The 22,245-nt window shown below is 59.6% G+C and carries 21 protein-coding genes, 1 tRNA gene and 1 pseudogene; 20 read left to right on the top strand and 3 right to left on the bottom strand.

Features of this window, described 5'->3' with window-relative positions; all coding sequences use genetic code 11:
- Positions 1-102: 102 nt before the first annotated feature.
- On the top strand, positions 103-1,371 hold the full coding sequence (locus B2X55_RS09965) for an RNA-guided endonuclease InsQ/TnpB family protein (RefSeq protein WP_286821980.1): 1,269 nt from the start codon (positions 103-105) through the stop codon (positions 1,369-1,371).
- Positions 1,372-1,717: 346 nt separating this feature from the next.
- Positions 1,718-3,019 carry a phosphopyruvate hydratase gene (eno, locus tag B2X55_RS09960; protein ID WP_036378215.1) on the top strand — a complete coding sequence of 434 codons (1,302 nt, stop codon included), beginning with the start codon at positions 1,718-1,720 and terminating at the stop codon, positions 3,017-3,019.
- 567 nt (positions 3,020-3,586) lie between these two features.
- Here eno and B2X55_RS09955 read toward each other — a convergent pair.
- Positions 3,587-5,353, bottom strand: coding sequence for a MutS-related protein (locus B2X55_RS09955; protein ID WP_286821979.1), 1,767 nt, complete (start codon positions 5,351-5,353; stop codon positions 3,587-3,589).
- A 149-nt stretch (positions 5,354-5,502) separates the two neighbouring features.
- Between B2X55_RS09955 and B2X55_RS09950 the strand changes: the two genes are divergently transcribed.
- The 7 genes and pseudogenes from B2X55_RS09950 (at position 5,503) to B2X55_RS09920 (ending at position 12,162) form a co-directional block, all read left to right on the top strand.
- On the top strand, positions 5,503-5,676 hold the full coding sequence (locus B2X55_RS09950) for a hypothetical protein (protein ID WP_036378219.1): 174 nt from the start codon (positions 5,503-5,505) through the stop codon (positions 5,674-5,676).
- A gap of 106 nt (positions 5,677-5,782) precedes the next feature.
- Complete coding sequence (locus B2X55_RS09945) at positions 5,783-6,061, top strand: hypothetical protein (RefSeq protein WP_036378221.1); 279 nt, start codon at positions 5,783-5,785, stop codon at positions 6,059-6,061.
- Between the two features lie 51 nt (positions 6,062-6,112).
- Positions 6,113-6,784: a hypothetical protein gene (locus B2X55_RS09940; RefSeq protein WP_286821978.1), complete on the top strand. Its 672-nt coding sequence runs from the start codon at positions 6,113-6,115 to the stop codon at positions 6,782-6,784.
- A 35-nt stretch (positions 6,785-6,819) separates the two neighbouring features.
- The gene (locus B2X55_RS09935) at positions 6,820-7,476 is read left to right on the top strand and encodes a D-sedoheptulose-7-phosphate isomerase (RefSeq protein ID WP_286821977.1); all 657 of its coding nucleotides are present in this window, start codon (positions 6,820-6,822) and stop codon (positions 7,474-7,476) included.
- Between the two features lie 103 nt (positions 7,477-7,579).
- Positions 7,580-8,329, top strand: a complete 750-nt coding sequence (locus B2X55_RS09930) for a sulfite exporter TauE/SafE family protein (RefSeq protein ID WP_226868662.1) — start codon at positions 7,580-7,582, stop codon at positions 8,327-8,329.
- A 128-nt stretch (positions 8,330-8,457) separates the two neighbouring features.
- Positions 8,458-10,488: pseudogene (locus B2X55_RS09925) on the top strand (OPT family oligopeptide transporter).
- Between the two features lie 165 nt (positions 10,489-10,653).
- Complete coding sequence (locus B2X55_RS09920) at positions 10,654-12,162, top strand: phosphomannomutase/phosphoglucomutase (protein ID WP_286821976.1); 1,509 nt, start codon at positions 10,654-10,656, stop codon at positions 12,160-12,162.
- Between the two features lie 423 nt (positions 12,163-12,585).
- Here the strand turns inward: B2X55_RS09920 and B2X55_RS09915 are convergent, their stop codons facing one another.
- Positions 12,586-12,936 (bottom strand): heat-shock protein Hsp90, encoded by a 351-nt coding sequence (locus B2X55_RS09915; RefSeq protein WP_286821975.1) that lies wholly within the window; start codon positions 12,934-12,936, stop codon positions 12,586-12,588.
- 148 nt (positions 12,937-13,084) lie between these two features.
- A tRNA-Ala gene (locus tag B2X55_RS09910) sits at positions 13,085-13,160 on the bottom strand.
- A gap of 408 nt (positions 13,161-13,568) precedes the next feature.
- Between B2X55_RS09910 and B2X55_RS09905 the strand changes: the two genes are divergently transcribed.
- The 11 genes from B2X55_RS09905 (at position 13,569) to B2X55_RS09855 (ending at position 22,190) form a co-directional block, all read left to right on the top strand.
- Positions 13,569-14,669, top strand: a complete 1,101-nt coding sequence (locus B2X55_RS09905) for a hydrogenase small subunit (RefSeq protein ID WP_286821973.1) — start codon at positions 13,569-13,571, stop codon at positions 14,667-14,669.
- Positions 14,666-16,579 (top strand): nickel-dependent hydrogenase large subunit, encoded by a 1,914-nt coding sequence (locus tag B2X55_RS09900; RefSeq protein ID WP_279182496.1) that lies wholly within the window; start codon positions 14,666-14,668, stop codon positions 16,577-16,579. The genes B2X55_RS09905 and B2X55_RS09900 overlap by 4 nt, the downstream gene beginning before the upstream one ends.
- A 35-nt stretch (positions 16,580-16,614) precedes the next feature.
- A complete protein-coding gene (gene cybH / locus B2X55_RS09895; RefSeq protein ID WP_036378233.1) occupies positions 16,615-17,328 on the top strand; it encodes a Ni/Fe-hydrogenase, b-type cytochrome subunit in 714 nt (237 codons plus the stop codon).
- A gap of 18 nt (positions 17,329-17,346) precedes the next feature.
- Positions 17,347-17,589, top strand: coding sequence for a heavy-metal-associated domain-containing protein (locus B2X55_RS09890; protein ID WP_005840792.1), 243 nt, complete (start codon positions 17,347-17,349; stop codon positions 17,587-17,589).
- A gap of 79 nt (positions 17,590-17,668) precedes the next feature.
- On the top strand, positions 17,669-18,010 hold the full coding sequence (gene hypA, locus B2X55_RS09885; RefSeq protein WP_036378234.1) for a hydrogenase maturation nickel metallochaperone HypA: 342 nt from the start codon (positions 17,669-17,671) through the stop codon (positions 18,008-18,010).
- The gene (gene hypB, locus B2X55_RS09880) at positions 18,011-18,676 is read left to right on the top strand and encodes a hydrogenase nickel incorporation protein HypB (protein ID WP_286821970.1); all 666 of its coding nucleotides are present in this window, start codon (positions 18,011-18,013) and stop codon (positions 18,674-18,676) included. It abuts the gene before it with no gap.
- Position 18,677: 1 nt separating this feature from the next.
- Positions 18,678-19,280: a HyaD/HybD family hydrogenase maturation endopeptidase gene (locus tag B2X55_RS09875; protein WP_286821969.1), complete on the top strand. Its 603-nt coding sequence runs from the start codon at positions 18,678-18,680 to the stop codon at positions 19,278-19,280.
- A gap of 15 nt (positions 19,281-19,295) precedes the next feature.
- A complete protein-coding gene (locus B2X55_RS09870) occupies positions 19,296-19,559 on the top strand; it encodes a HypC/HybG/HupF family hydrogenase formation chaperone (RefSeq protein ID WP_036378238.1) in 264 nt (87 codons plus the stop codon).
- Positions 19,556-20,668, top strand: a complete 1,113-nt coding sequence (gene hypD, locus B2X55_RS09865; RefSeq protein WP_286821968.1) for a hydrogenase formation protein HypD — start codon at positions 19,556-19,558, stop codon at positions 20,666-20,668. The genes B2X55_RS09870 and hypD overlap by 4 nt, the downstream gene beginning before the upstream one ends.
- Positions 20,658-21,665 carry a hydrogenase expression/formation protein HypE gene (gene hypE / locus B2X55_RS09860; protein WP_270528065.1) on the top strand — a complete coding sequence of 336 codons (1,008 nt, stop codon included), beginning with the start codon at positions 20,658-20,660 and terminating at the stop codon, positions 21,663-21,665. The genes hypD and hypE overlap by 11 nt, the downstream gene beginning before the upstream one ends.
- Positions 21,666-21,776: 111 nt before the next feature.
- Positions 21,777-22,190 (top strand): hypothetical protein, encoded by a 414-nt coding sequence (locus B2X55_RS09855; RefSeq protein WP_036378241.1) that lies wholly within the window; start codon positions 21,777-21,779, stop codon positions 22,188-22,190.
- Positions 22,191-22,245 lie beyond the last annotated feature (55 nt).

The raw sequence follows: 22,245 nt of genomic DNA, 5'->3' as shown, positions 1-22,245 counted from the left end.
CGTTTCATGTGTATCACACTCCTTTTCTTTTATTATAGCGATATATTGCTTGTTAGGCAATCTCATATGTTGTATAATAGAAGTAGGAAGGAGGCGAATAAAATGGAACATAAGAAGATGGCGGATTATGCCTATCATTACGGCCTGAAAGTCCGCATCTACCCCAGCCAGCAACAGAAAGAGATGATTCGACGCAATGCGGATGCGGCACGCTGCGTCTACAATGAACATGTCGCTGTGAACAAGGAGATCGCACGATTCGGCAGACGGAGCATCTACATCGACTTCATCGAGAAGCGCATCGAGGCACTGCGCGAGCGAATCCGCACGGTAACAGCATTGAAAGACCGCTATCCATGGCTCCGGCATCCCGATATCGATGCGCAGTCCATTGCCAATGCACGGCAGAATTACCAACGTGCTTGGAAGCAGTTCCGTGCCGTCCATCATGCTGGTGTGCCGAACTTCCACAAGAAAACGTCCGTCGAGTCGTATCAGACGAATCCGCATTACAGCAAGGGTACGGAAATTTCTCTGTTTACCAGTAACGCCCGCTTCCTCGACAAGCATCATCTGATGCTGCCCAAGCTCAAACGCATCCGCTGCCAAGGCTCGCGTAAAATACTGGACCGACTTTTTGCCATGAAGGAAGTCCGCATCGGCACGATTACCATCACGAAAGACAGTCGGCACCGCTACTTTGCGTCATTCCAACTCGGCTCCGATGAACCGTTCGTGAAGACCAGCCCGAAAACAAAGGCAGAGATTGGCATCGACCTGAACGTCGAGAACTTCTATGCCGACTCGAATGGCGAGATTGTGGCCAATCCTCGTTATTACCGCAGGCAGAAACGACGGCTGGCCAACGCACAGCGCAAGCTGAGCCGTCGGATTGTCCGTGCCAAGAAAGAGCATCGCCCGCTCCGTGAGGCAAAGAACGTCAAGAAACAGCGCTTGCTCGTCGCCAGGCTCACGGCACAAGTCATGCAACGCCGCAGAGATTTCCTGCACCGCACTTCCGCGACACTGATCAAGAACCACGATCTGGTCGCAGCAGAAGAACTGCGGAGCCGGAACTTGCTGAAGAACCATGCCTTGGCTATGAGCATCCAAGACAATGGCTGGCGGATGTTCCTTAGTATGCTGACTTATAAGGCAGCACTATACGGCAAGAACTTCGTCACCGTCGACCCGCGGAATACGACACAAACCTGCCACGCTTGTGGCCATATCATGAGCGGCAAAGAGAAACTGACGCTCAAGGACCGCGAGTGGATCTGCCCGAAATGTGGGATACACCACATTCGCGACGTGAATGCGGCCAAGAACATCCTGGCGCGAGCCAAAGCAAAGCTCGTATCCATGCATTGATGCAAACCTATCTTGTCCGTTTGGCAACTTGCGGACGCTAATGGCTTTGGTAATTACCGGACCTCTGCTGTACCTCGCAAGACTGCGAATGCAGTAAGCCTGGCCTATCTAAGCAAATTGAGGTATCGAAAGATTCCCTCAAGCTCGCGACTTCAGTCGCGGGTAGTTGACTAAAGTGCATACCGCATAATTTTTCTTAGCGTTCTGTCGCATTTGTGACAGAACACAGCGATGCTCTTTCCTTATAATAAAGGCGAAGAAAAAAGTGATGGTCACTATTGAAAACAAATCTCATCTATGTTATACTGGATTTGTAAATGAGAACGAATATCAGGAGGTAATCCCCATGAAAGCATACTTACAGATCATGCAGGTCATCGGCCGTGAAATCATCGATTCGCGCGGCAATCCGACGGTCGAGGCAGAAGTCACGCTCGAGGACGGCTCCGTCGGCCGCGCCGCTGCTCCGTCGGGCGCTTCGACGGGCGAGTTCGAGGCGCTCGAGCTCCGCGACGGCGACAAGGCGAAGTTCGGCGGCAAGGGCGTCTCGAAAGCTGTCGCGAATATCAACGAAAAAATCGCCCCGGCTCTCATCGGCGCGGATGCGTCGGACATCTATGCGGTCGATGCCATCATGCTCAAGCTCGACGGCACGGAAGACAAGTCGAACCTCGGCGCGAACGCCATCCTCGCCGTCTCGCTCGCAGCGGCAAAGGCCGCGGCCGTATCGCTCGACCTCCCGCTCTACCGCTTCCTCGGCGGCATCAGCGGCAATCACCTGCCGGTGCCGATGATGAACATCTTGAACGGCGGCGCGCATGCGACGAACTCGGTCGACACGCAGGAGTTCATGATCATGCCGGCCGGCGCACCGTCCTTCCGCGAGGGACTGCGCTGGGCGACGGAGGTCTTCCATGCGCTGCAGGCGCTGCTCAAGAAGGAAGGGCAGACGACGGCTGTCGGCGATGAGGGCGGCTTTGCTCCGAACCTCAAGAGCGACGAGGACACGATCGAGCACATCCTGACGGCCATCCGCAATGCGGGTTACGAGCCGGGTCGCGACTTCGTGCTGGCGATGGATGCGGCTTCGTCGGAGTGGAAGAGCGAGAAGGGCAAGGGCTTCTACAAGCAGCCGAAGTCGGGCAAGGAGTTCACGTCGGATGAGCTCATCGCGCACTGGAAGAGCCTCATCGAGAAGTACCCGATCTACTCCATTGAGGACGGCCTCGATGAGGAGGACTGGGAAGGCTGGCAGAAGATGACGAAGGAGCTCGGCGACAAGGTACAGCTCGTCGGCGATGACCTCTTTGTCACGAACACGAAGCGCCTGAAGAAGGGCATCGAGCTCGGCTGCGGCAACAGCATCCTCATCAAGCTCAACCAGATCGGCACGCTGTCGGAGACGCTGGAGGCCATCAAGATGGCGCATGAGGCGGGTTACACGGCAATCGTCTCGCACCGCTCGGGCGAGACGGAGGACACGACGATCGCGGACCTCGCTGTCGCGCTCAACACGAACCAGATCAAGACGGGCGCCCCGTCCCGCTCGGAGCGTGTCGCCAAGTACAACCAGCTGCTGCGCATCGAGGAAGAGCTCGGCGCAAGTGCGGTCTATCCGGGCAAAGCAGCTTTTAGATTCCAGAAGTAAGGTGTAGTACTACTCGCACGAAGGGGCAGGGGGGACAGCGCTGCGCGGCGGCAATCTGCTAAATCGATTTTTTCCCTTTCAATGCATCCTGACAAAAGCGCGAAACGCGCTTCGCTTGGACGATGCTCTTTTGCCAGGGTCTTGGTGGGGAAAAAATCGATTCTTCACGCAGATTGCCGAACGCTTCGCTTATGTCCACCCTGCCCCTTCGTGCGGAAGCTGCTATATCCAATCTTCGCGATGGCAAGTCGCTGGAATGGCGGTTCGCAGGCAGTATCGTCTTGCGGCGCTGCTCTAGCGTTTGAGCGCAGGGAGGTATTTCGCCTGCAAGAGCGGAGCGATTTGCCCGAAGGGCTGTGCCCTGACCAAAAGCAGCTTAGCATGCGATGTCGGAACGCCGTGGCAGGCGGCGAGGCGGCTTCTATGGGAGGCCTGTCATAGGGCACATTCAGCGGAGCGATGAAGCCGAAATACCTCCCTGCGCGCTCATTTTTGCGAAAAAGCGGTAAGCCGCAAGTTCATAGATACTTGCAGCTTACCGCTTTTGTGATGCGATTCTCCTGTGTTTCAGGAGAGTATGCCGGCCATCTTGAGCAGGTAGCGGGCGTTGGTGGTGTGGCAGCGTCCGGGGCGGATCTTGAAGTCAAAGTGGATCTTGTCATCCTGGTACGACTCTTCGAAGTGGAAGTTCTCGATAGGCAGGCCATTTGGCGACTGGAGGTCGCAGAGCTCGAAGTCGTGGGTGGTGACGAGGGTGATGCACCAGTCGCGCGTGAGGCGCTTGATGGCTTCGGCGGCTCCTGTGATGCGGTCGGCGGAGTTCGTGCCCTTGAAGATCTCGTCGATGCAGAGCAGGAGAGGGCGCTCTTCCTGGCTGGCTTCGACCATCTGGCGGATGCGCAGGATCTCGGCGTAGAAGGTCGAGATGCCGCGTGAGAGGTCGTCGCTGACGTGGATGGAGGTGTAGACCGCCATCGGCGTCAAGGCAAAGGCTTTGGCGCAGACGGGGGCGCCGGCGTAGGCGAGGATGGCGGAGGTGGCAAGCGTGCGCATGTACGTCGTCTTGCCGCTCATGTTCGAGCCCGTGATGATGCAGGTGCCGGCCTGGAAGGCGGCGTCGTTCGGCACGGCCTTTGCTTCTTCAATCAGCAGCGGTGTCACTGCCTGTGCCTCGAGGCTCGGGCTGCCGGCGCGCAGTCTAGGCCAGCAGAAGGTTTTGCGCGTGAGTGCGGGCGTGGCAAGGGAGAGCAGGGCTTCGACTTCGGCCCAGGCTGCGAGGTGGCGGCGCAGCTGGCGGCCGCAGGCTTCCTTCCAGGCGAAGGCGCGCGCCGTGCAGTGGAGGTCATAGAGGCAGGCGGCGTTGGCCACGAGAAAGAAGAAGATGTTGCGCCGCATGGCGGCGAGGTCGGCGAGCTTTGCAAGGCGGTGCAGTCCCTCTGAGGCGCGCTGCTCGCGCATGTTCTTCTGGATGGTGAGCAGCAGCGGACTCTTGTAGTCTGTCGCTTCCATCTTGGCGAGCAGCTGCTCGTAGACGCTGAGTTCCTGCGGCAGTGCCATGAGCGGGGCGAGCAAGGCTTGGCTGCGGCGCAGCAGCAGGAAGGTGAGCAGCAGCTGCAGCGAGAAGAGCAGGCCCGGCACGGTGATGTCCAGCTGGCCTGCGAGGGAGAGCGCGAGCGCGATGAAGGAGAGGCCCGGCAGCAGGTAGGAGAGCAGGCGCAGGGCTGTGCTCTTCCTGACGTTATCCTGCTCGAGCATCGTGCAGAAATCCGAGAGGTCGGTGCCGAGCGGCAGCAGGTGGCTGCGGGCTTCGAGGGCCAGGAGCTCCTGTGGAGACTCGCTGAGCTCGCGGACGGCTTGCTGGCGCAGCAGGATTGCGTCGGTGGACTCGGGGAAGGGGGAGAGCCAGCTGGCGAGCTTTTGGCGGCCGGCTTTTGTCCGCGCAGACGTGAGATACTGATAGAGAGAGGCGCGGCCTAGGATGGGCAGGTCGGCTTCCTGTGGGCGGTCTTCACGCATGAGGTCGTGGCCGTCGTCTGCGAAGCCGCGCCACTTGCCCGACTTTCGGTCGAGGAAGGACTGCACGCAGCCGAGATGGCTCTCCGTCAAGAGCTTTTCGAAGGAGGCCTGCTGGTGGCGGCGGACGAGCAGCAGGAAGGCGGCGAGCAGCAGGACGCCGAGGAGTGTGCCGAGGCGGTGCCCGTCAAAGCCCGCGGCAAAGGCGAAGATCATGGCGAGGAAGGAAGCGCTGCGCAGCAGCACGAGGCGCTGCAGGCGTTGCTTCTGCTGCCCGATGGCCTGCAGGTCGCGCTGCTGCAGTTCGTGGAAATCGATCATCATATCACCTCATGTTTTGGATTCTTTGTACATTGACTCCAGTATACCATGATTTGCTGGGGAAAATCTGACCGGCCTTCTCGATTGTCGGCGCCTTTATTTTCCTGTATAATAGGGAACAAGAGCAAATCACGAAAGGAAGTCATACTATGGCAGAGAATGAAGCCGTCCGGCGCCTGCAGGCCAGCATCGACCTGCTCAAGGAGCGCATGCGCATCGACTCGAATGACCTCGAGTACGAGTCGCACCTGCGCCAGAAGCGCCAGCTGCAGCGCATCCTGGACCGCCTGCTGGCAAAAGAAGCGGCGGAAAAGAAGCTCTGACGTCTTGCCGCGTCTCGTGGGATTTCCATTTTTTCAGGAAGTATTCAGCATGGTTCGATAAAATGTAAACATCAAAAAGTCAAAGATAAAAGAGAGGATGACATATATGTCAAAGCGCATGACGATGGATGAGGTACTCAAGGAATACGGCGTCCCGCAGATCAAGCTCGATATCCACGCGACGCGCAGTGAGCTCTTGAAGCTCCGCGAAAAACTCATGGCCATCCGCGACCTGTCGGGCGGCAAGGAGCAGGGCTATCTCGATATTGACTGCAAGCTCTACATCGATGTCGATGACATCGACCGCTATCTGTCGGGCGAGCTCGACACGATCGGCGAGATCTACGCCTTCCCGGAGGACATCAAGTCGTACCGGGAAGAGTGATGGATACAGAAGACATTTTGTATTTTTGTTTGATATAAAGGAGAATCGTTGATGAATATCAAGAAGACACTGTCAGCTCTCATGGTCGGTGCCATGGTTCTTTCCGCTGCACCGGTCCTGCCCGCTTCTGCGTCCTTCGTGAGCATGGCCTATGCGGCCAAGGGCGGCGCGAAGATGAGCATCCCGAAATCGGCTCCGGCGCCGAAGGCTCCGGCCGCTGGCGCGACGAATAATGCTAATACGAGCAAGTCAGTCTCGGGCAATGGCTCTTCGTATGCGCCGTCCAAGGACGCCAAGAGCCTCGACAAGAATGCGCCGGCCGCAAATGCGAAGTCGAACACGGCCGCTGCCAGCACGAACGCGCAGAGCTCGAGCCGCCTCGGCAGCATCATGCGCGGCATCGGCATCTTTGCGGGCGGCATGCTGCTCGGCTCGATGCTCTCGCATCTCTTCGGCATGGGCAGCGGCATGTTTGCCGACATCCTGGGCCTCTTGATGAACGGCCTGCTGATCGTCGTCGCCATCATGGCCGTGCGCTGGCTCTGGAACAAGTTCCGCGGCAATAAGACGAGCGCTAGCAGCCCGCGCGATCACCGCCAGGACCTTGAGATGCGCCAGCAGTCGATGGACGGCCAGCAGATGCGCACGCCAATCCAAGATATCAAGCCGCGCGGCAACGACTACGAGTCGAAGTCCACGGCTGACCGTTACCGCAATCGCTGATATATCGTTCCTACGCATAGAAAGAAGTGTATCTCATGCCCAAAACATCCACACTTGCGAAGGTCGATGACCTCATCGCACGTTATCCTGCCCTCTCCGTTTGCCGCGATGACCTCATCGAGGCCGTCAAGGCCATCTGCGAGAGCTATGCAGCCGGCCACAAGCTCATCGTCTGCGGCAACGGCGGCAGCGCTTCAGACGCCGAGCACATCGTCGGCGAACTCATGAAGGGCTTCCTGCTGCCGCGCAAGCTCGATGACGATATGGAAGCGAAGATGCGTGCCGTCTGCCCGGAGGAGGCGGATTACTTCATGGAGAACCTGCAGGGCGCGCTGCCGGCTCTCTCGATGGTCAACCAGGTCGCGCTCAACACGGCCTTTGCCAACGACCAGGCACCGGACCTCTCCTTTGCCCAGCAGCTCCTGGGCATGGGTGACGCGGGCGATGTCCTGCTCGCCATCTCGACTTCCGGCAACTCGACGAACGTCATCTACGCCCTGCAGATGGCCAAGGTCAAGGGCGTCCGCACGATCGCGCTGACGGGCAAATCGGGCGGCAAGATCAAGAGCCGCGGCCTCGCGGACATCACGATCTGTGTGCCGGACGATGAGACGTTCCGCATCCAGGAACTCCACCTGCCGGTTTACCACATGCTCTGCATCGCCGCAGAGAACGAATTCTTCGGCGACTGACAAGCGCCATGCGCCCTGTTTCCCGCTATTCGGGGAGCAGGGCTTTTTTGCGTGACCGGCTCAGCCATGTGGTGCTATGATAGAGGGAAAAGGGGGAATCTACATGCTGACCGCTTATCTCGTGGGCCTCGAGGCTCATCTGGCACCAGCCTTTGTCATCTTTTTCTCGGCCGTCCTGCAGTCTATCACAGGCTTTGGCCTCGTCATCGTGGCGGCTCCACTGCTGATGATCTTCTACGATCCGAAGCTCACCGTGCCGATCATGCTGCTCCTGGCCTGCTGTGCCAATTTCTGCCAGGGCCTCTTTGCGCTGCGCACGGCGAATCTCCGCCTGGTCTTCTGGCTCTACCTCGGCGTGCTCTGCGGCCAGCCGCTCGGCTTCTGGGCCTTCGACCACGCCTCGAGCGCGATGCTCAAGGTCTTCATCAGCGCTATCGTGCTCTTCTCGCTCGGCACGATGCAGGCCTTGCACCTGCGCATCCGCGAGCGCCCGCGCAACTCGTGGATCACGGGCATCTTCTCGGGTTTCACATCCATCACGGCCGGCATGGGCGGTCCGCCGTTCCTCATCTATCTGGCCCACAGCAGGATGACCGTCGAGGTCATGCGGGCGACCTGCTTCGTATTCTTCTTCCTCTGCAATGTGACTTCCCTGACGAGCTATGAGCTCGGCGGCTTGCCGATTGCGCCGGCCCTCGGCGAGTGCATCTACCTGCTGCCGGCGCTCGTGCTGGGCATCCTCATCGGCCACGCCATCTTCGCCTACGTGCCCAAGGCGCTCATCCGCCGGCTGATCTTTGTCCTGCTCTACATCACCTGCCTCTACACGATCCTCTCGGTACTTGTACATTGAATACATTCCTGTCATCTGAATATTTGATTTACATTGTCAAATATTATGATATAATAGACTTTGTGTTTGTGCGCCCTAGACGTACAAACATAATTTACCGGACTCGTTCCGGATAAGGAGCTATTTACATGAAACAGGAAGAAAATGAGTTCATGCGGCACGAATTGCGGCTGCCGGAGCTCACGGTCCGCGGCATGCTGCTCGGTGCTCTCTTGACGGTCATCTTCACGGCATCGAACGTCTACCTCGGACTCAAGGTCGGACTGACCTTCTCGTCGGCCATCCCGGCAGCTGTCATCTCGATGGCTGTGCTCAAGATGGCCAAGAACTCGAACATCCTCGAGAACAACATGGTGCAGACGCAGGCATCGGCCGCTGGCACGCTGTCTGCCATCATCTTCATCATCCCGGGCATGCTGATGATCGGCTACTGGCAGGGCTTCGAGTTCTGGCAGACATTGCTCGTCTCGGCCTGCGGCGGCTGTCTCGGCGTGCTCTTCACGATCCCTCTGCGCCGCGCGATGGTCGTGCACAGCGACCTCGCCTACCCGGAGGGCGTCGCAGCGGCTGAGATCCTCAAGGTCGGCAGCCACGAAAAGTCGGCCAAGGAGTCGAAGGGCGGTTCGGGCATCAAGGAGATCGGCGCGGGCGGCGTGCTCGCCGGTGTCATCGCCTTCTGCACGAATGCCCTGCAGGTGCTCGGCTCGGAGCTCTCGCTCTGGATACCGGTCGGCCGCGGCATGACGCAGCTGCCGCTCGGTTACTCAACGGCACTCGTCGGCGCTGGCTACCTCATCGGCATTGCGGCGGGCCTCTCGATGCTCGTCGGCATCCTTATTGCCTGGGCCGGCTTTGTGCCGTACTACACGATCACAGGGGCGCTTCCGGACGGCATGACGATGCAGAAGTTTGCGGGCACGGTCTACTAGGAGCGCGTCCGCCTCATCGGTGCCGGCGCCATGGGCGTCGCGGCCGTCTGGACGCTCATCATGCTCGCGAAGCCGGTCGTCGACGGTGTCAAGGAGTCGCTGGCTGCCATGCATGCGCCGGACTCGGATAAGGGCAAGCATCGCATGGACATCGATATGAGCGTCCAGAGCATCGCAATGGTCTTCAGTGTGACGGTCATGGGGCTCCTGGGCATCTTCTATGCATTTGTCAGCCCGGAGGGCCTGCCGGTTTCGGAGAACCTGACGTTCACACTCGTCGGCGTCGGCGTTGCCATCCTCATGGGCTTCTTCGTGGCCGCTGCCTGCGCCTACATGGCCGGCCTCGTCGGCACGAGCTCGAGCCCAATCTCGGGCATCGGCATCCTCGCCATCATCGTGGCCTCGCTCGTCATGTATGCGCTCTGCTCGTCCTTCGGCATCTTCTCCATGCCGGGCGGTGAGAAGTTCGCGACGGCTACGGCCATCTTCACGACATCCATCATCATGGCGATTGCCTGCATCTCGAACGACAACATGCAGGACCTCAAGACAGGCTATCTCGTCGGCGCTACGCCGTGGCGCCAGCAGGTCGCCCTGCTGCTCGGCTGTGTCGTCGGCGCGCTCGTCATCGCGCCGGTCCTCAATCTGCTCTACGAGGCGTACGGCTTCCCGGGCGCCCTGCCGCGTCCTGACATGGACCCGTCGCAGGCACTCGCCGCTCCGCAGGCAGCCCTGATGACGACAATCGCACAGGGCATCTTCTCGAGTACGCTGGCTTGGGAGTACATCTACATGGGCCTCGGCCTCGGCGTCATCCTTGTTGTCGTCGACCAGCTGCTCAAGCGCACGACGCGCAACCTCTGCCTGCCGCCGCTCGCCGTCGGCATGGGCATCTACCTGCCGCCTTCCGTGCAGACCCCGCTCGTCGTCGGCGCCATTCTCGGCTACTTCCTGCGCAAGCACATGAAGGAGAAGCACGGTGAGGAAGAGGCAAAGGCTGGATTCCGCCGCGGCACCTTGTTCGCCTCGGGCCTCATCGTCGGCGAGTCCATCGTCGGTGTCGTGCTCGCCGGTGTCATCGTCGCGTCTGTCACGAACGGCGGCTCGGAAGCGCCGCTGGCCATCGTCGGCAAGGACTTCGCCGGCACGGCCGAATACCTCGGTCTGGCCGTCTTCGCTGCGTCGCTCGCAATCTTCTCCAAGATCGTGCTCGGCAGCAAGAAGGGCTGATTGGCTCTCAAGCATGAAAAAGAGGCCATCACCATGGGTGATGGCCTCTTTTTGCTGTCGGTCTTTCTCCTTTTGCAAGCAGGATTTTGTAGAGTGGCTATGGAATAGAGAGAAGTAGCAATAACATGAAAACAGCAAGAATGAATCTTGCAGGGGGGTAATCATATGCCGATATCCGAAAAGAATCTGCTCAAGCTCGCCAATGGCAGCGATGTGCGCGGTGTTTCTATAGAGGGCGTGGCCGACGAGCCGGTGACGCTCAATGCCGAGGCCGCCAACCGCATCACGAGCGGTTTCCTCGATTTCCTCGCACAGAAGACGGGCAAGAGGGTCAAGGACCTGCGCGTTGCGGTCGGTCACGACTCACGCCTTTCTGCGCCGATGCTCAAGGAAGCCGTGCTCGAGGCGCTGACGTATGCGGGCGTCGTGACGGTCGACTGCGGCCTTGCGTCGACGCCGTCGATGTTCATGTCCATCGTATTCCCCGAGACGAAGATGGACGGCTCCATCATGATCACGGCCAGCCACCTGCCTTACAACCGCAACGGCCTCAAGTTCTTCACGAAGGACGGCGGCGTCGAGCATGAGGACGTCATCGCCATCCTCGAGGCGGCAGCGCGCAATCCAGAGGTCAAGGGCGACCTTTCTAAGGTCCAGAAGTACAACCTCATCGACCGCTACTGCCACCACCTGCGCAAGAAGATCCGCGCGGCGCTCAACATGGGCGACACGCCGCTCAAGGGAATGCACGTCGTCGTCGATGCCGGCAACGGCGCGGGCGGCTTCTTCGCGACGCAGGTGCTCGGCCGTCTCGGTGCTGACACGTCGGGCAGCGTCTTCCTCGAGCCGGATGGCCACTTCCCGAACCACATCCCAAACCCGGAGAACAAGCAGGCCATGGCCGCCATCCGCAAGGCCGTGCTCGACAGCCATGCCGACCTTGGCCTGATCTTCGACACGGATGTCGACCGCATGAGCGCCGTCCTCAAGAACGGCAAGGAGATCAGCCGCAATGCCCTGATCGCCATGATGGCCGCCATCCTCGCGCCGGACTATCCGGGCAGCACGATCGTCACGGACTCTGTCACGAGCGACGAGCTCACCGAATTCCTGCAGGGCGAGCTCGGCCTACGCCATCTGCGCTTCAAGCGCGGCTACAAGAACGTCATCGACGAGTGCATCCGCCTCAACAAGGAAGGCACCATCTCGCCGCTGGCCATCGAGACGAGCGGCCACGGCGCCCTCTCCGAGAACTACTACCTCGATGACGGCGCCTACCTGGCCGTCAAGCTCCTGATTGCCGCCGCCAAGGCCAAGGCACAGGGACGCCATCTCGCAGACCTCGTCAAGAAGCTCGGCGAGCCCGTCGAGAGCCGCGAGTACCGCATGAAGATCATGGGCGAGGACGACTTCCGCAGCTACGGTGAGAACGTGCTCAAAGCCTTCGAGCAGCGCGCCGCCGAGGCCGGCATCCGCGCGGCCAAGCCGTCGTACGAAGGCGTGCGCCTCGTCTTCCCGAATGGCTGGGCCCTGCTGCGCATGAGCCTGCACGACCCGCAGATGCCGCTCAACATCGAGAGCCGCAAGAAGGGCGGCGTCGCCGAGATTGCCGCAAAAGTCCAGGAATTCCTCCAGGGCTTTACGAGCCTCGACATGAGCGTCTTCAAGGACTGACAAACTCATAATAAGCATAAAAAAGCTGCTGCACCCGATGGTGCAGCAGCTTTTTTGCATGTGAAGTTGTGGGGCGTGTGGGACGTTGTTAGGGCAGTGTTAGGAAGTTTTGCAAGGGGGCGAGGGTGCCGAGAACCTGTCCTAGGTACGTCTCGTTCCCGAAGCATATCTGAGGGAGGGGGCATGTATTTCGCCTGCAGGAGCGAAGTGACCGCCCGCAGGGCTGCGCCCCACTCCGTCAGTCTCTTAATAAGCCGATGTCAAAGCGCCGCGGTAGGCGGCGAAACAGCTTGACATTGGCATCCTGTCATGGGGCGCATTTAACGGAGCGACGAAGCCGAAATACATGCCCCCTCCCCTTGAACGATGTAAACCCACACCCTTCTTCGTTGCGCTTCCCCTTAAATAACTCCTGACTTCAAATTACTTCAGCAGCAAATCCTGATGGTCGAGCACGAATTTGCCGTTGGTGCAGGCCGGGCAGAAGCAGGTGTCGCCGCCGGCGGCCTTGACTTCCTGGCCCTTCTTGAGCAGGGCGGCTGCCTGCTCCTCGCCGAAGAGCTCTTTTGCCTTGTCGGAGGCGAAGAACGGCAGGACGTCGTCGATGCCCTCGACGCATTCCTTCAGGGCGGCGATGAGCTTCTCTGCCTTTTCCTTCTCGTCTGCCTTGCCGACAGAAGCGAGGTAGTCCTTGGCGACTTCCTTGAGACCTGCGTAGGCGCTCGGCGCGTCGATGACGCCCTGTACATGCTGCAATACTTCTTTCTTCGTCATGATGATCATCCTTTCTGAATGGTAAATGCTAAAAGGTTCTGTCAAATCCTTACTGAGTCAAGCATAGCACGTGCTAATTGTAAAGTCAATAGTTACATATAATGCAGGGCACAAAAAAAGCAGGCATATGCCTGCTCGATATTCTACTTGGTGGAGACGAAGGGGATTGAACCCTCGACCTCTCGGATGCGAACCGAACGCTCTCCCAGCTGAGCTACGTCCCCAAGACGTATTCCAGTATAGCGCGTTTTATTCCATATTTCAAGTTTTTTTATGATGATTCGAAATATATATCACATCGATTCTGAAAAGGAATGGTAAAGGTAGAAGAATCAAGAATAAACAGCAGGAAATCTGCCTTTTTACAGCGAACAAAAACGTAGTCGACCCAGTAATTATACGTTGGATAATCTCTATTTATTTCTTTATTTATTCAATCTATTGTATTCCAATCATCAATAAAATTTATAATGAATTGATAGGAGAATAGATATAGATATTTTACTCTATTCAGCGTATAATGAAATGAGAAGCCACAATAACGCGTCTGCCTTCTGCCTGTAACGGAAACGAGCCGCCGTTGCCAAAGGAGTCGCACACGATCCGCAAGGATTACATGAGGAGGTAACAAAGTGGACAAACGGGAGAGTATGTGGGATGTATATCTCAGAAAAGGCATGAGCCGCCGCAGCTTCGTCAAGGGCTGCGTTGCACTGACATCTCTGATGGGCCTGAGCACGGACAAGCTCGAGAAGGTCGTCGAGGCTGCCGAGAAGAAGCCGCTTCCAGTCGTCATCTGGATTCACGGACACGAATGCACGGGCTGCGATGAGTCCTTCATCCGTTCCGGTTCTCCGTACGCTTCGGATGTCATCCTGAGCCAGGTCGCACTCGAATACGATCATCTGCTTTCCGCTGCCAGCGGCGAGCCGTTCGAGGCCCATCTCGAGGAAACCATCCAGAAGTACAAGGGCCAGTACATCCTGGCCGTCGAAGGCGCTGCCTGCACGAAGGACAACGGCGTCTACTGCATGAGCGGCGGTCATCCGTTCACGCATACGCTGCAGCGCGCTGCTGAGAATGCCGCAGCTGTCATCGCTTACGGCACCTGCGCTGTTTCGGGCGGCATCCAGGCCGCCAACCCGAACCCGACGGGTTCTTCGGGCATCACGAACTTCACGGGCAAGACGCCGGTCGTCAATGTGCCGGGCTGCCCGCCGATCCCGGAAGTCATGACGGGTGTCATCATGCACGTCGCTCTCTTCGGCACGGTACCGCCGCTCGATGGCGAGGGTCGTCCGAAGCAGTTCTACGGCAACCGCATCCATGATACGTGCTACCGCCGTCCGTTCTTCGATGCCGGCATGTTCGCTGAGAGCTACGACGATGAAGGCTCGAAGGCAGGCTGGTGCCTCTACAAGCTCGGCTGCCGCGGCCCGGAGACGTACAACTCCTGCGGCAACATGCGCTGGTTCCAGGGCATGAGCTATCCGATCCAGTCCGGTGCACCGTGCATCGGCTGCTCGAATGCGCATTTCTGGGATGAAGGTAAGATGAGCGAGCGCCTGCCGAAGTTCGGCCAGCCGATCGGCGACGTCGATAAGATCGGCGCAGCCATCGCCGGCGTCACGGCTGTCGGTGTCGCAGCACACGGCGCAGCCAGCGTCATCCAGAAGAAGAAACGCGATGCAGCGAAAGAGCAGGAAGAGAACGGGGAGCAGGTGAATAAATGAAACACGTAGTAGTAGATCCAATCACAAGAATTGAAGGCCATCTGCGCGTTGAGGTGCAGGTCGATGAAGGTTCGGGCAAGGTAACGGACGCGCTTTCGTCTGGTACGGCATGGCGCGGCCTCGAGCTCGTCATGAAGGACCGCGACCCGCGTGATGCCTGGGCATACATCCAGCGCATCTGCGGCGTCTGCACGAGTGCACACGCCCTGGGCTCCCTGCGCGCTGTCGAGGATGCGCTCGGCATCAAGATCCCGAAGAACGCCAACTACATCCGCAACATCATGGCTGCGACGCTGACAGTACAGGACCACATCGTCCACTTCTACCACCTGCATGCACTCGACTGGGTCAGCCCGGTCGAGGCGCTCGCCGCTGACCCTGTCGCGACGGCCAACCTGCAGGTCGCAGCGCTCAATGCCTACAAGCTGCCGTTCAGCGCACCGGGCACCTCGGTGACGGAAGCATACGACCATGCGTTCCCAGCTGCTACGCCGCAGTACTTCGCTGAGATCAAGAACAAGGTCCAGGCCATCGTCGAGAGCGGCCAGCTCGGCATCTTCTCGGCCAACTGGTGGGATCATCCGGATTACAAGCTGCTGCCGCCTGAGGTTCATCTCATGGCGATTGCACATTACCTCGAGATGCTCGACAAGCACCGCGATCTCGTCACGCCGCAGGTCATCTTCGGCGGCAAGAACCCGCATCCGCATTACTGCGTCGGCGGCATGCCGTGCTCCATCTCGCTGGAAGATGGCAACGCGCCGGTCAACACGGCCCGCCTCGGCATCGTCGACCGCGCCATCAACCTCGGTCGCACGCTCGTCAACAACTTCTACATCCCCGACGTCCTCGCCATCGGCGCTGCCTATGTCAAGGCTGGCCGCGTAGACGGCGGCGGACTCGCCAAGGAGCGCGTGCTCGGCTACGGCTCCTACCCGATTGAGCCGTTCTCCGGCACGGCAAACGGCGACTTCTTCAAGAACCTGCTGGTCCGCACGAACGGCGTTGTCGAGGACTTTGGCAAGGGCATCGATGCAGCGAAGGTCTATGAGATCGACGCAGAAGATCTCACGCAGCCGGAAGTCTTCACGGAAGGCGTCGAGCATTCGTGGTATGAGTACCCGGCAGACGGTGAGCACGACCGCAACCCGTGGGACGGCGTGACGGCACCGAAGTTCACGGCACCGAAGGAAGGCACGCCGACGGACTGGAAGGCACTCAACGAACAGGGCAAGTACTCCTGGCTCAAGACGCCGAAATGGCGCGGCAAGCTCTGCGAGGTCGGTCCTCTGGCACGTTACATCATCATCTACACGAAGGCCAAGAAGGGCATGCTCGGCGAGCCGACCTGGGCTGAGAAGATGATGCTCGATCAGATCGACGCCGTATCGAAGGTCCTCGGCCTCGCACCGGAGGTCTGGCTCCCGACGATGGTCGGCCGCACGGCTGCCCGCGGTCTCGACTGCCAGCTCAATGCAGAGATCAACAAGTTCTTCTTCGACAAGCTCATCGCCAACATCAAGTCGGGCGACACGAAGACGGCCAACATGGAGAAGTGGGATCCGTCGACGTGGCCGAAGACGGCTAAGGGCGTCGGCCTCTACGAGGCTCCGCGCGGTGCGCTCTCGCATTACATCGTCATCAAGGACGGCAAGACGGACAACTATCAGGCTGTCGTCCCGACGACCTGGAATGCATGCCCGCGCGACGACGAAGCTGGCCACGGCGCTTACGAGAAGGCCATGATGGACACGCAGGTCAAGATCGCAGACAAGCCGCTTGAGATCGTCAAGGTTGTCCGCTCCTTTGACCCGTGCATGGCCTGCGCTACGCACATGTTCAATGCGAAGGGCGAGAAGATCAATGTCATCACGACGGACCCGTACTCTGGCACGCGCGTTGAGAAGTGAGCCGGGGTCCTGGTGGAAAGGAAAGGAATAGTAGAATGAAAGAAGAAAAACGGAAAGTCTACTACCTGTTCAGTCCGTTTCTGCGGATCTTCCATTGGATCATGGTGCTGTCGATTGTCACGCTGTTCATCACCGGCCTTCTGATCACGAAGCCGGTGACTGTGATGGGCATTGAGCCGACGTACACATCCATGTCCATGGACTGGGTAAGGAATATACACTTCATCGCGGCCTTTACGTTCTGCGCAGCGTTTATCCTGCGCATCTACGGCTACATCCGCTATCCGGGTGACCGTCTCTTCCCGCGCGTCTGGAAGGGCCACTTCTACCGCGATACGATTGACGTCGCCCTGCACTACATGCTGCTGAAGCCGGGCCACGACCCGTACCTGCGCAACCCGCTGGCACGCACGTCGTACGTCGGCCTCTACGTGATGGTTCTCATCGAGATCCTCACGGGCTTTGCCATGTACTACATGACGGAGCCGAACAACATCGGCGGCATGCTCTTTGGCTGGGTCAATGTCGTGCTCGGCGGCGAGATGGTCACGCACTGGGTGCACCACATCGTTGCCTGGCTCATCATCGTCTTCGCCATCGGCCATGTCTACATGGTCCTGCGCGCAGATCTCATGGAAGCAGAGGGCGAGGCATCCTCGATGTTCTCCGGCGTGAAGTTCCTCGAGCACGTACCGCTCGATGCCCCGGAGATCAATGAGGAAGGCCCGAAGTCCAAGAAGAAGGATTGACAAAGGAGTACTGTAGCAATGTGTAAAGAATGTGGCTGCGGCGAGACGAACGGCAATACGCGTCTCCAGTTCACAGTCAAAGGCTATACGGAAGAGAGTGCGAAGGAAGTAGAGAAGGCGCTGCTCGGCCTGCCGGGCGTGCTCTTCGTCCACATCCATGCGCACGACGGTGAGACGACGGTGGATTACAGTCCCGCAAAGACGAAGCTCATGGACATCCTCGGTGTCCTGCAGGCACGTAATCTCGAAGCCGCGTTATAATCGACCGGTGATTTGATGGAACGCCTTCCCGGCTGTCAGGTAAGATGGCGGGGAAGGCGTTTTTTGATGGAGGAGTATCATGCATGAAATGGCGATTGCCGAGGGCGTGCTCGACATTGCTCTCGACTACGCAAAGCAGAACGATGCGAAGTGCATCCGCGAGATTGGCCTCTTGATCGGGGATATGTCGGGCGTCGTCGTCGACTCCCTGACGTTCTCGTTCGATATGATTGCGAAGGGGACGCTCGCGGAGGGGGCCGAGATCAAGGTCAAGCACGTGCCGCTCGTCGGCCGCTGCACGAAGTGCGGGAAGGACTTCCGCATCGAGCACTACGATTTCTGGTGCCCGGAGTGCAAGGACGGCGTCCTCAAGATCGTATCGGGACGCGAGATGCAGGTAGAATATCTGGAGGTGGATTGAATGGCTGAGATCCAGGTCATGAAGAATATCTTAGGTGAGAATGACCGCGTGGCGGCTGAGAACCAGGCGCTGTTTGCGGAGAAGAATGTGTACGTCATCAACCTCATGGGCTCGCCGGGCGCCGGCAAGACGTCTGTGCTCGAGAAGACGATGGAGAAGCTCAAGGACAAGCTCAAGATGGCTGTCATCGAGGGCGACCTCTTCACGAGCAAGGATGCGGACCGCATCGAGAAGCACGGCGTGCCGGTCATCCAGATCAACACGGCTGGAGGCTGCCACCTCGACGCGCCGATGGTCCAGAAGGTCGCGCAGAAGCTCGACCTCGATGACCTCGACCTGCTCGTCGTCGAGAACGTCGGCAATCTCGTCTGCCCGGCAGAATTCGCTGTCGGCGAGGACGACAAGGGCGTCGTGCTCTCCATTACGGAGGGCGACGATAAGCCGATGAAGTACCCGCTGATCTTCAAGGAGTCGGCCATTGCGCTGCTCAACAAGGCAGACCTCTTGCCTTACTGCAACTTCGACATGGCGGCGGCCAAGGAGGACATCACGACGCTCCATCCGGGCATGGATGTCATCGAGGTCTCGTGCACGAAGGACCAGGGACTCGATGCCTGGTGCCAGTGGCTGATGGACCGCGTCGCGGCGAAGCAGAAAGGCGAATGACATGGCAGACGTATTTGGCAATGGCAGCGCGGTGGACCCGCGCATGGACGATGTGCTCCATCCGGCTGAGGTCACGATCCTCGGCGTCGGCAATGTCATCCTGCGCGACGAGGGCTTCGGCGTGCGCGTCGCAGAATACCTCGATGCGCACTACGACTTCCCCGAGTCGGTGCAGGTCATCGACGGCGGCACGCTCGGCATCGAGCTCACGCAGTACGTGACGGGCACGAAGAAGCTGCTCGTCATCGACTCCATAAACGGCGGGCAGGCGCCCGGCACGCGCTTCTACTTCCACAACGACGATATCATGGCGCACTTCCAGGACAAGCTCAGCGCGCATGAGGTCGGCATCCAGGACGTCCTAGCGCTCCTGACGGTCACGGGCCGCAAGATCCCCGAGGTCGTCGTGCTCGGCGCACAGCCGTATGACCTCGAGGCGGGTGTGGAGCTCAGCCCTGAGATGAAAAAACTCCTGCCGCTCATCGCGCAGGAGGCCATCGATGTGCTCAAGGAGTGGGGCATCGAGGCGAACGAGAAAGAAGCGGGCCGCTCGCTCGACTACGGTGTCGTCGCCGAGGAATGTGTCCGCGAAGAGATGAAATGAGATGGAGGTAACGATATGTGTTTGGCAGTTCCTGCTAAGGTGAAGGAGATCCATGACGCAGTGGGCAAGGTAGATATCTCGGGCGTGACGCGCGATATCAGCCTGATGCTGCTGCCGGAGACGCAGGTCGGCGACTATGTGCTCGTGCATGCCGGCTTTGCCATCCAGAAGGTCACGGAAGAAGAAGTCGCCGAGACGAACGCACTGCTCGCCGAGATGAACGGCGCGCCGCGCACGGTCACCGGCATCGCAGAAGAAGCAGGTGGCACGGAGATATGACAGCTATGACAAAAGAAGAAGAGCGCGAGCTCGCCAAGCGCCTCGTCGCAGAGATTGGCCGCATGGCTGAGGGCGCAGATCACAAGCTGCGCTTCATGGAAGTCTGCGGCACGCACACGGTAGCAATCTTCCGCGCGGGCCTGCGCCAGATGCTCCCTGAGAATGTCGAGCTTGTCTCGGGCCCTGGCTGCCCCGTCTGCGTGACGCCGGACGACTACATGGACAAGGCCATCGCCTACGCCAAGCGCTCGGATACCATCATCACGACGTTCGGCGACATGCTCAAGGTGCCGGGCTCGAAGTCGAGCCTCATGGAGGCCAAGGCAGAGGGAGCGGACATCCGCATCGTCTACTCGCCGCTCGACAGCATCCAGGTGGCGAAGGACAATCCCGAAAAGAAAGTCATCTTCCTCGCCGTCGGCTTCGAGACGACGGCGCCGACGGCTGCTGCGACGGTGCTGGCTGCCAAGCAGCAGGGCATCGTCAACCTCTACATGCTGTCAGCCCAGAAGCTCGTGCCGCCGGCACTGCGTGCGCTGCTCGATGACCCCGATGTCCGCGTCGACGGCTTCATCCTGCCGGGTCACGTTTCCGTCATCACGGGCACAGAGGTCTTCCAGTTCCTCACCGAGGAATATCACATGCCGGGCGTTGTCACGGGCTTCGAGCCGCTGCAGATCCTGCGCTCGCTCTACCGCCTGATGAAGCAGGTGACGGAGGGCGCGGCGCGCATCGAGAACGAGTACGGCAGTGTCGTGCACGCGGGTGGCAGCCCCGCTGCCAAGCACGCGACGGACCTCGTCTACGAGCCGGCTGACGCGGCCTGGCGCGGCATCGGTGTCATCCCGCTGTCAGGCCTGCGCATGTGCGAGCCCTTCAAAGATTACGACATCGAGCGGCTGCTGCCGCTCGACGTGCCGATGGGCAAAAACAAGCCGGGCTGCCGCTGCGGCGAGGTGCTGCGCGGCATCGTGACGCCGAAGGAATGCCCGCTCTTCGGCAAGGCATGCGTGCCGACGCACGCCATCGGCCCCTGCATGGTATCGGTCGAGGGTGTCTGCGCTGCTTGGTATAAATACGGTCAGGGGAGATTTTCATATGGCAGATGAACGCATTACGATGGCGCACGGCGCCGGTGGCAAAATGAGTCAGGAACTCATGCAGGAGGTCATCCTGCCGGAGTTCTCAAACCCGTACCTCAATGAACTGCACGATGGCGCGACCGTGGCGATGAGCGGCAAGGTCGCCTTCACGACGGATTCTTACGTCGTGCAGCCGCTGTTCTTCAACGGCGGCAATATCGGCAAGCTGGCCATCTGCGGCACGGTCAACGACCTCTCGATGACGGGCGCTGTGCCGCGCTACATCTCGGTCGGCATGATCCTCGAGGAGGGCTTCCTCATCGAGGACCTGCGTAGGATAGCGCACACGATGCGCGAGATGGCCGAGGAGGCCGGCGTCGCGATTGTCACGGGTGACACGAAGGTCGTCGAGCGCGGCAAGGCCGACGGCATCTTCATCAACACGGCCGGCATCGGTGACATCATCCCGGGCACTTCCATCTCGCCGCATCACGTGAAGCCCGGCATGAAGGTCCTGCTCTCCGGTTTCATCGGCGACCACGCGGCGACAGTGCTCGCCGGCCGTCACGGCCTCGAGCTGCCGGATACCATCAAGACGGACTGCGCGCCCTTGAATTCGCTGACGCGCGCCATGCTCGAAGCCGCGCCGGACATCGCCGTGCTGCGCGATCCGACGCGCGGCGGCGTGGCGGCCGTGCTCAACGAGATCGCTGAGGCCTCGCACTGCGGCGTCCTCATCGACGAGGACGCGCTGCCCATCCGCGAGGAGGTCCGCGGTGTCTGCGACATCCTGGGCTTTGATCCGCTCTACCTCGCCAACGAGGGCAAGTGCATTGCCTTCGTGCCGGCGGAGGAGGCCGATGAGGTCCTCGCCGTCATGCGCGAGAACCCCTATGGCAAGGACGCCTGCCTCATCGGCGAGGTCACGGCCGAGGCGCCGGGCCAGGTCGGCCTGCGCACGGCCATCGGCGGTATCCGCATCGTCGATATGCCGCTCGGCAACCTCGTGCCGCGCATCTGCTGACGCAATCCAGAGTGCTTGACGATGCAGGCGGATTTTCCTATAATAAGAGAGATAGTGAATCCTGCTTGCAAGAGGTCTCCGTGATGGGGATGAAGAAAGGACGATGAAGGGATGGGAATCCGCAAGATCGGTTGTCTGCTGGCCGTCTGCCTGATGGTGTTCATGAGCCGCGCCTACGCCGAGAACATGCAGTTTGTCGATGCGAATGGCTCGACGGGGTATTACGTCGACACGGATTCGATCTCCTCGGATCAGGTCGTAGAGAACGACGTGCAGAAGACGCTCTGGACGGCGCGCGTCGCCGTCATACGGGCCGACCTCAACCGCCGCTACATCTACCTGATGCAGTTCGACCCCGCGAAGAGGACATATCAGATCTTCGCCTCGGAGGTGCAGCGCTACGACACGAAGGACGTCCTCCAGTCGAGCGACCAGGCAGAGCCAGCGAGGCCCTACCTCGTGACCTCCCCGATGAATGAGATCGTGCAGTTCGTCATGACAGCGAATGCTTCAGGCAGTGAATGACAGGGAAATAAAAAGAGCTTGCCCCTCAGGGGGCAGGCTCTTTCTGCAAAAACGG

The organism is Mitsuokella sp. UBA4253 (assembly GCF_002395285.1).
GTDB lineage: Bacteria > Bacillota > Negativicutes > Selenomonadales > Selenomonadaceae > Mitsuokella > Mitsuokella jalaludinii.
Note: the sequence above shows the minus strand (reverse complement) of the source record. Positions and strands in the feature narration are given on the sequence as shown.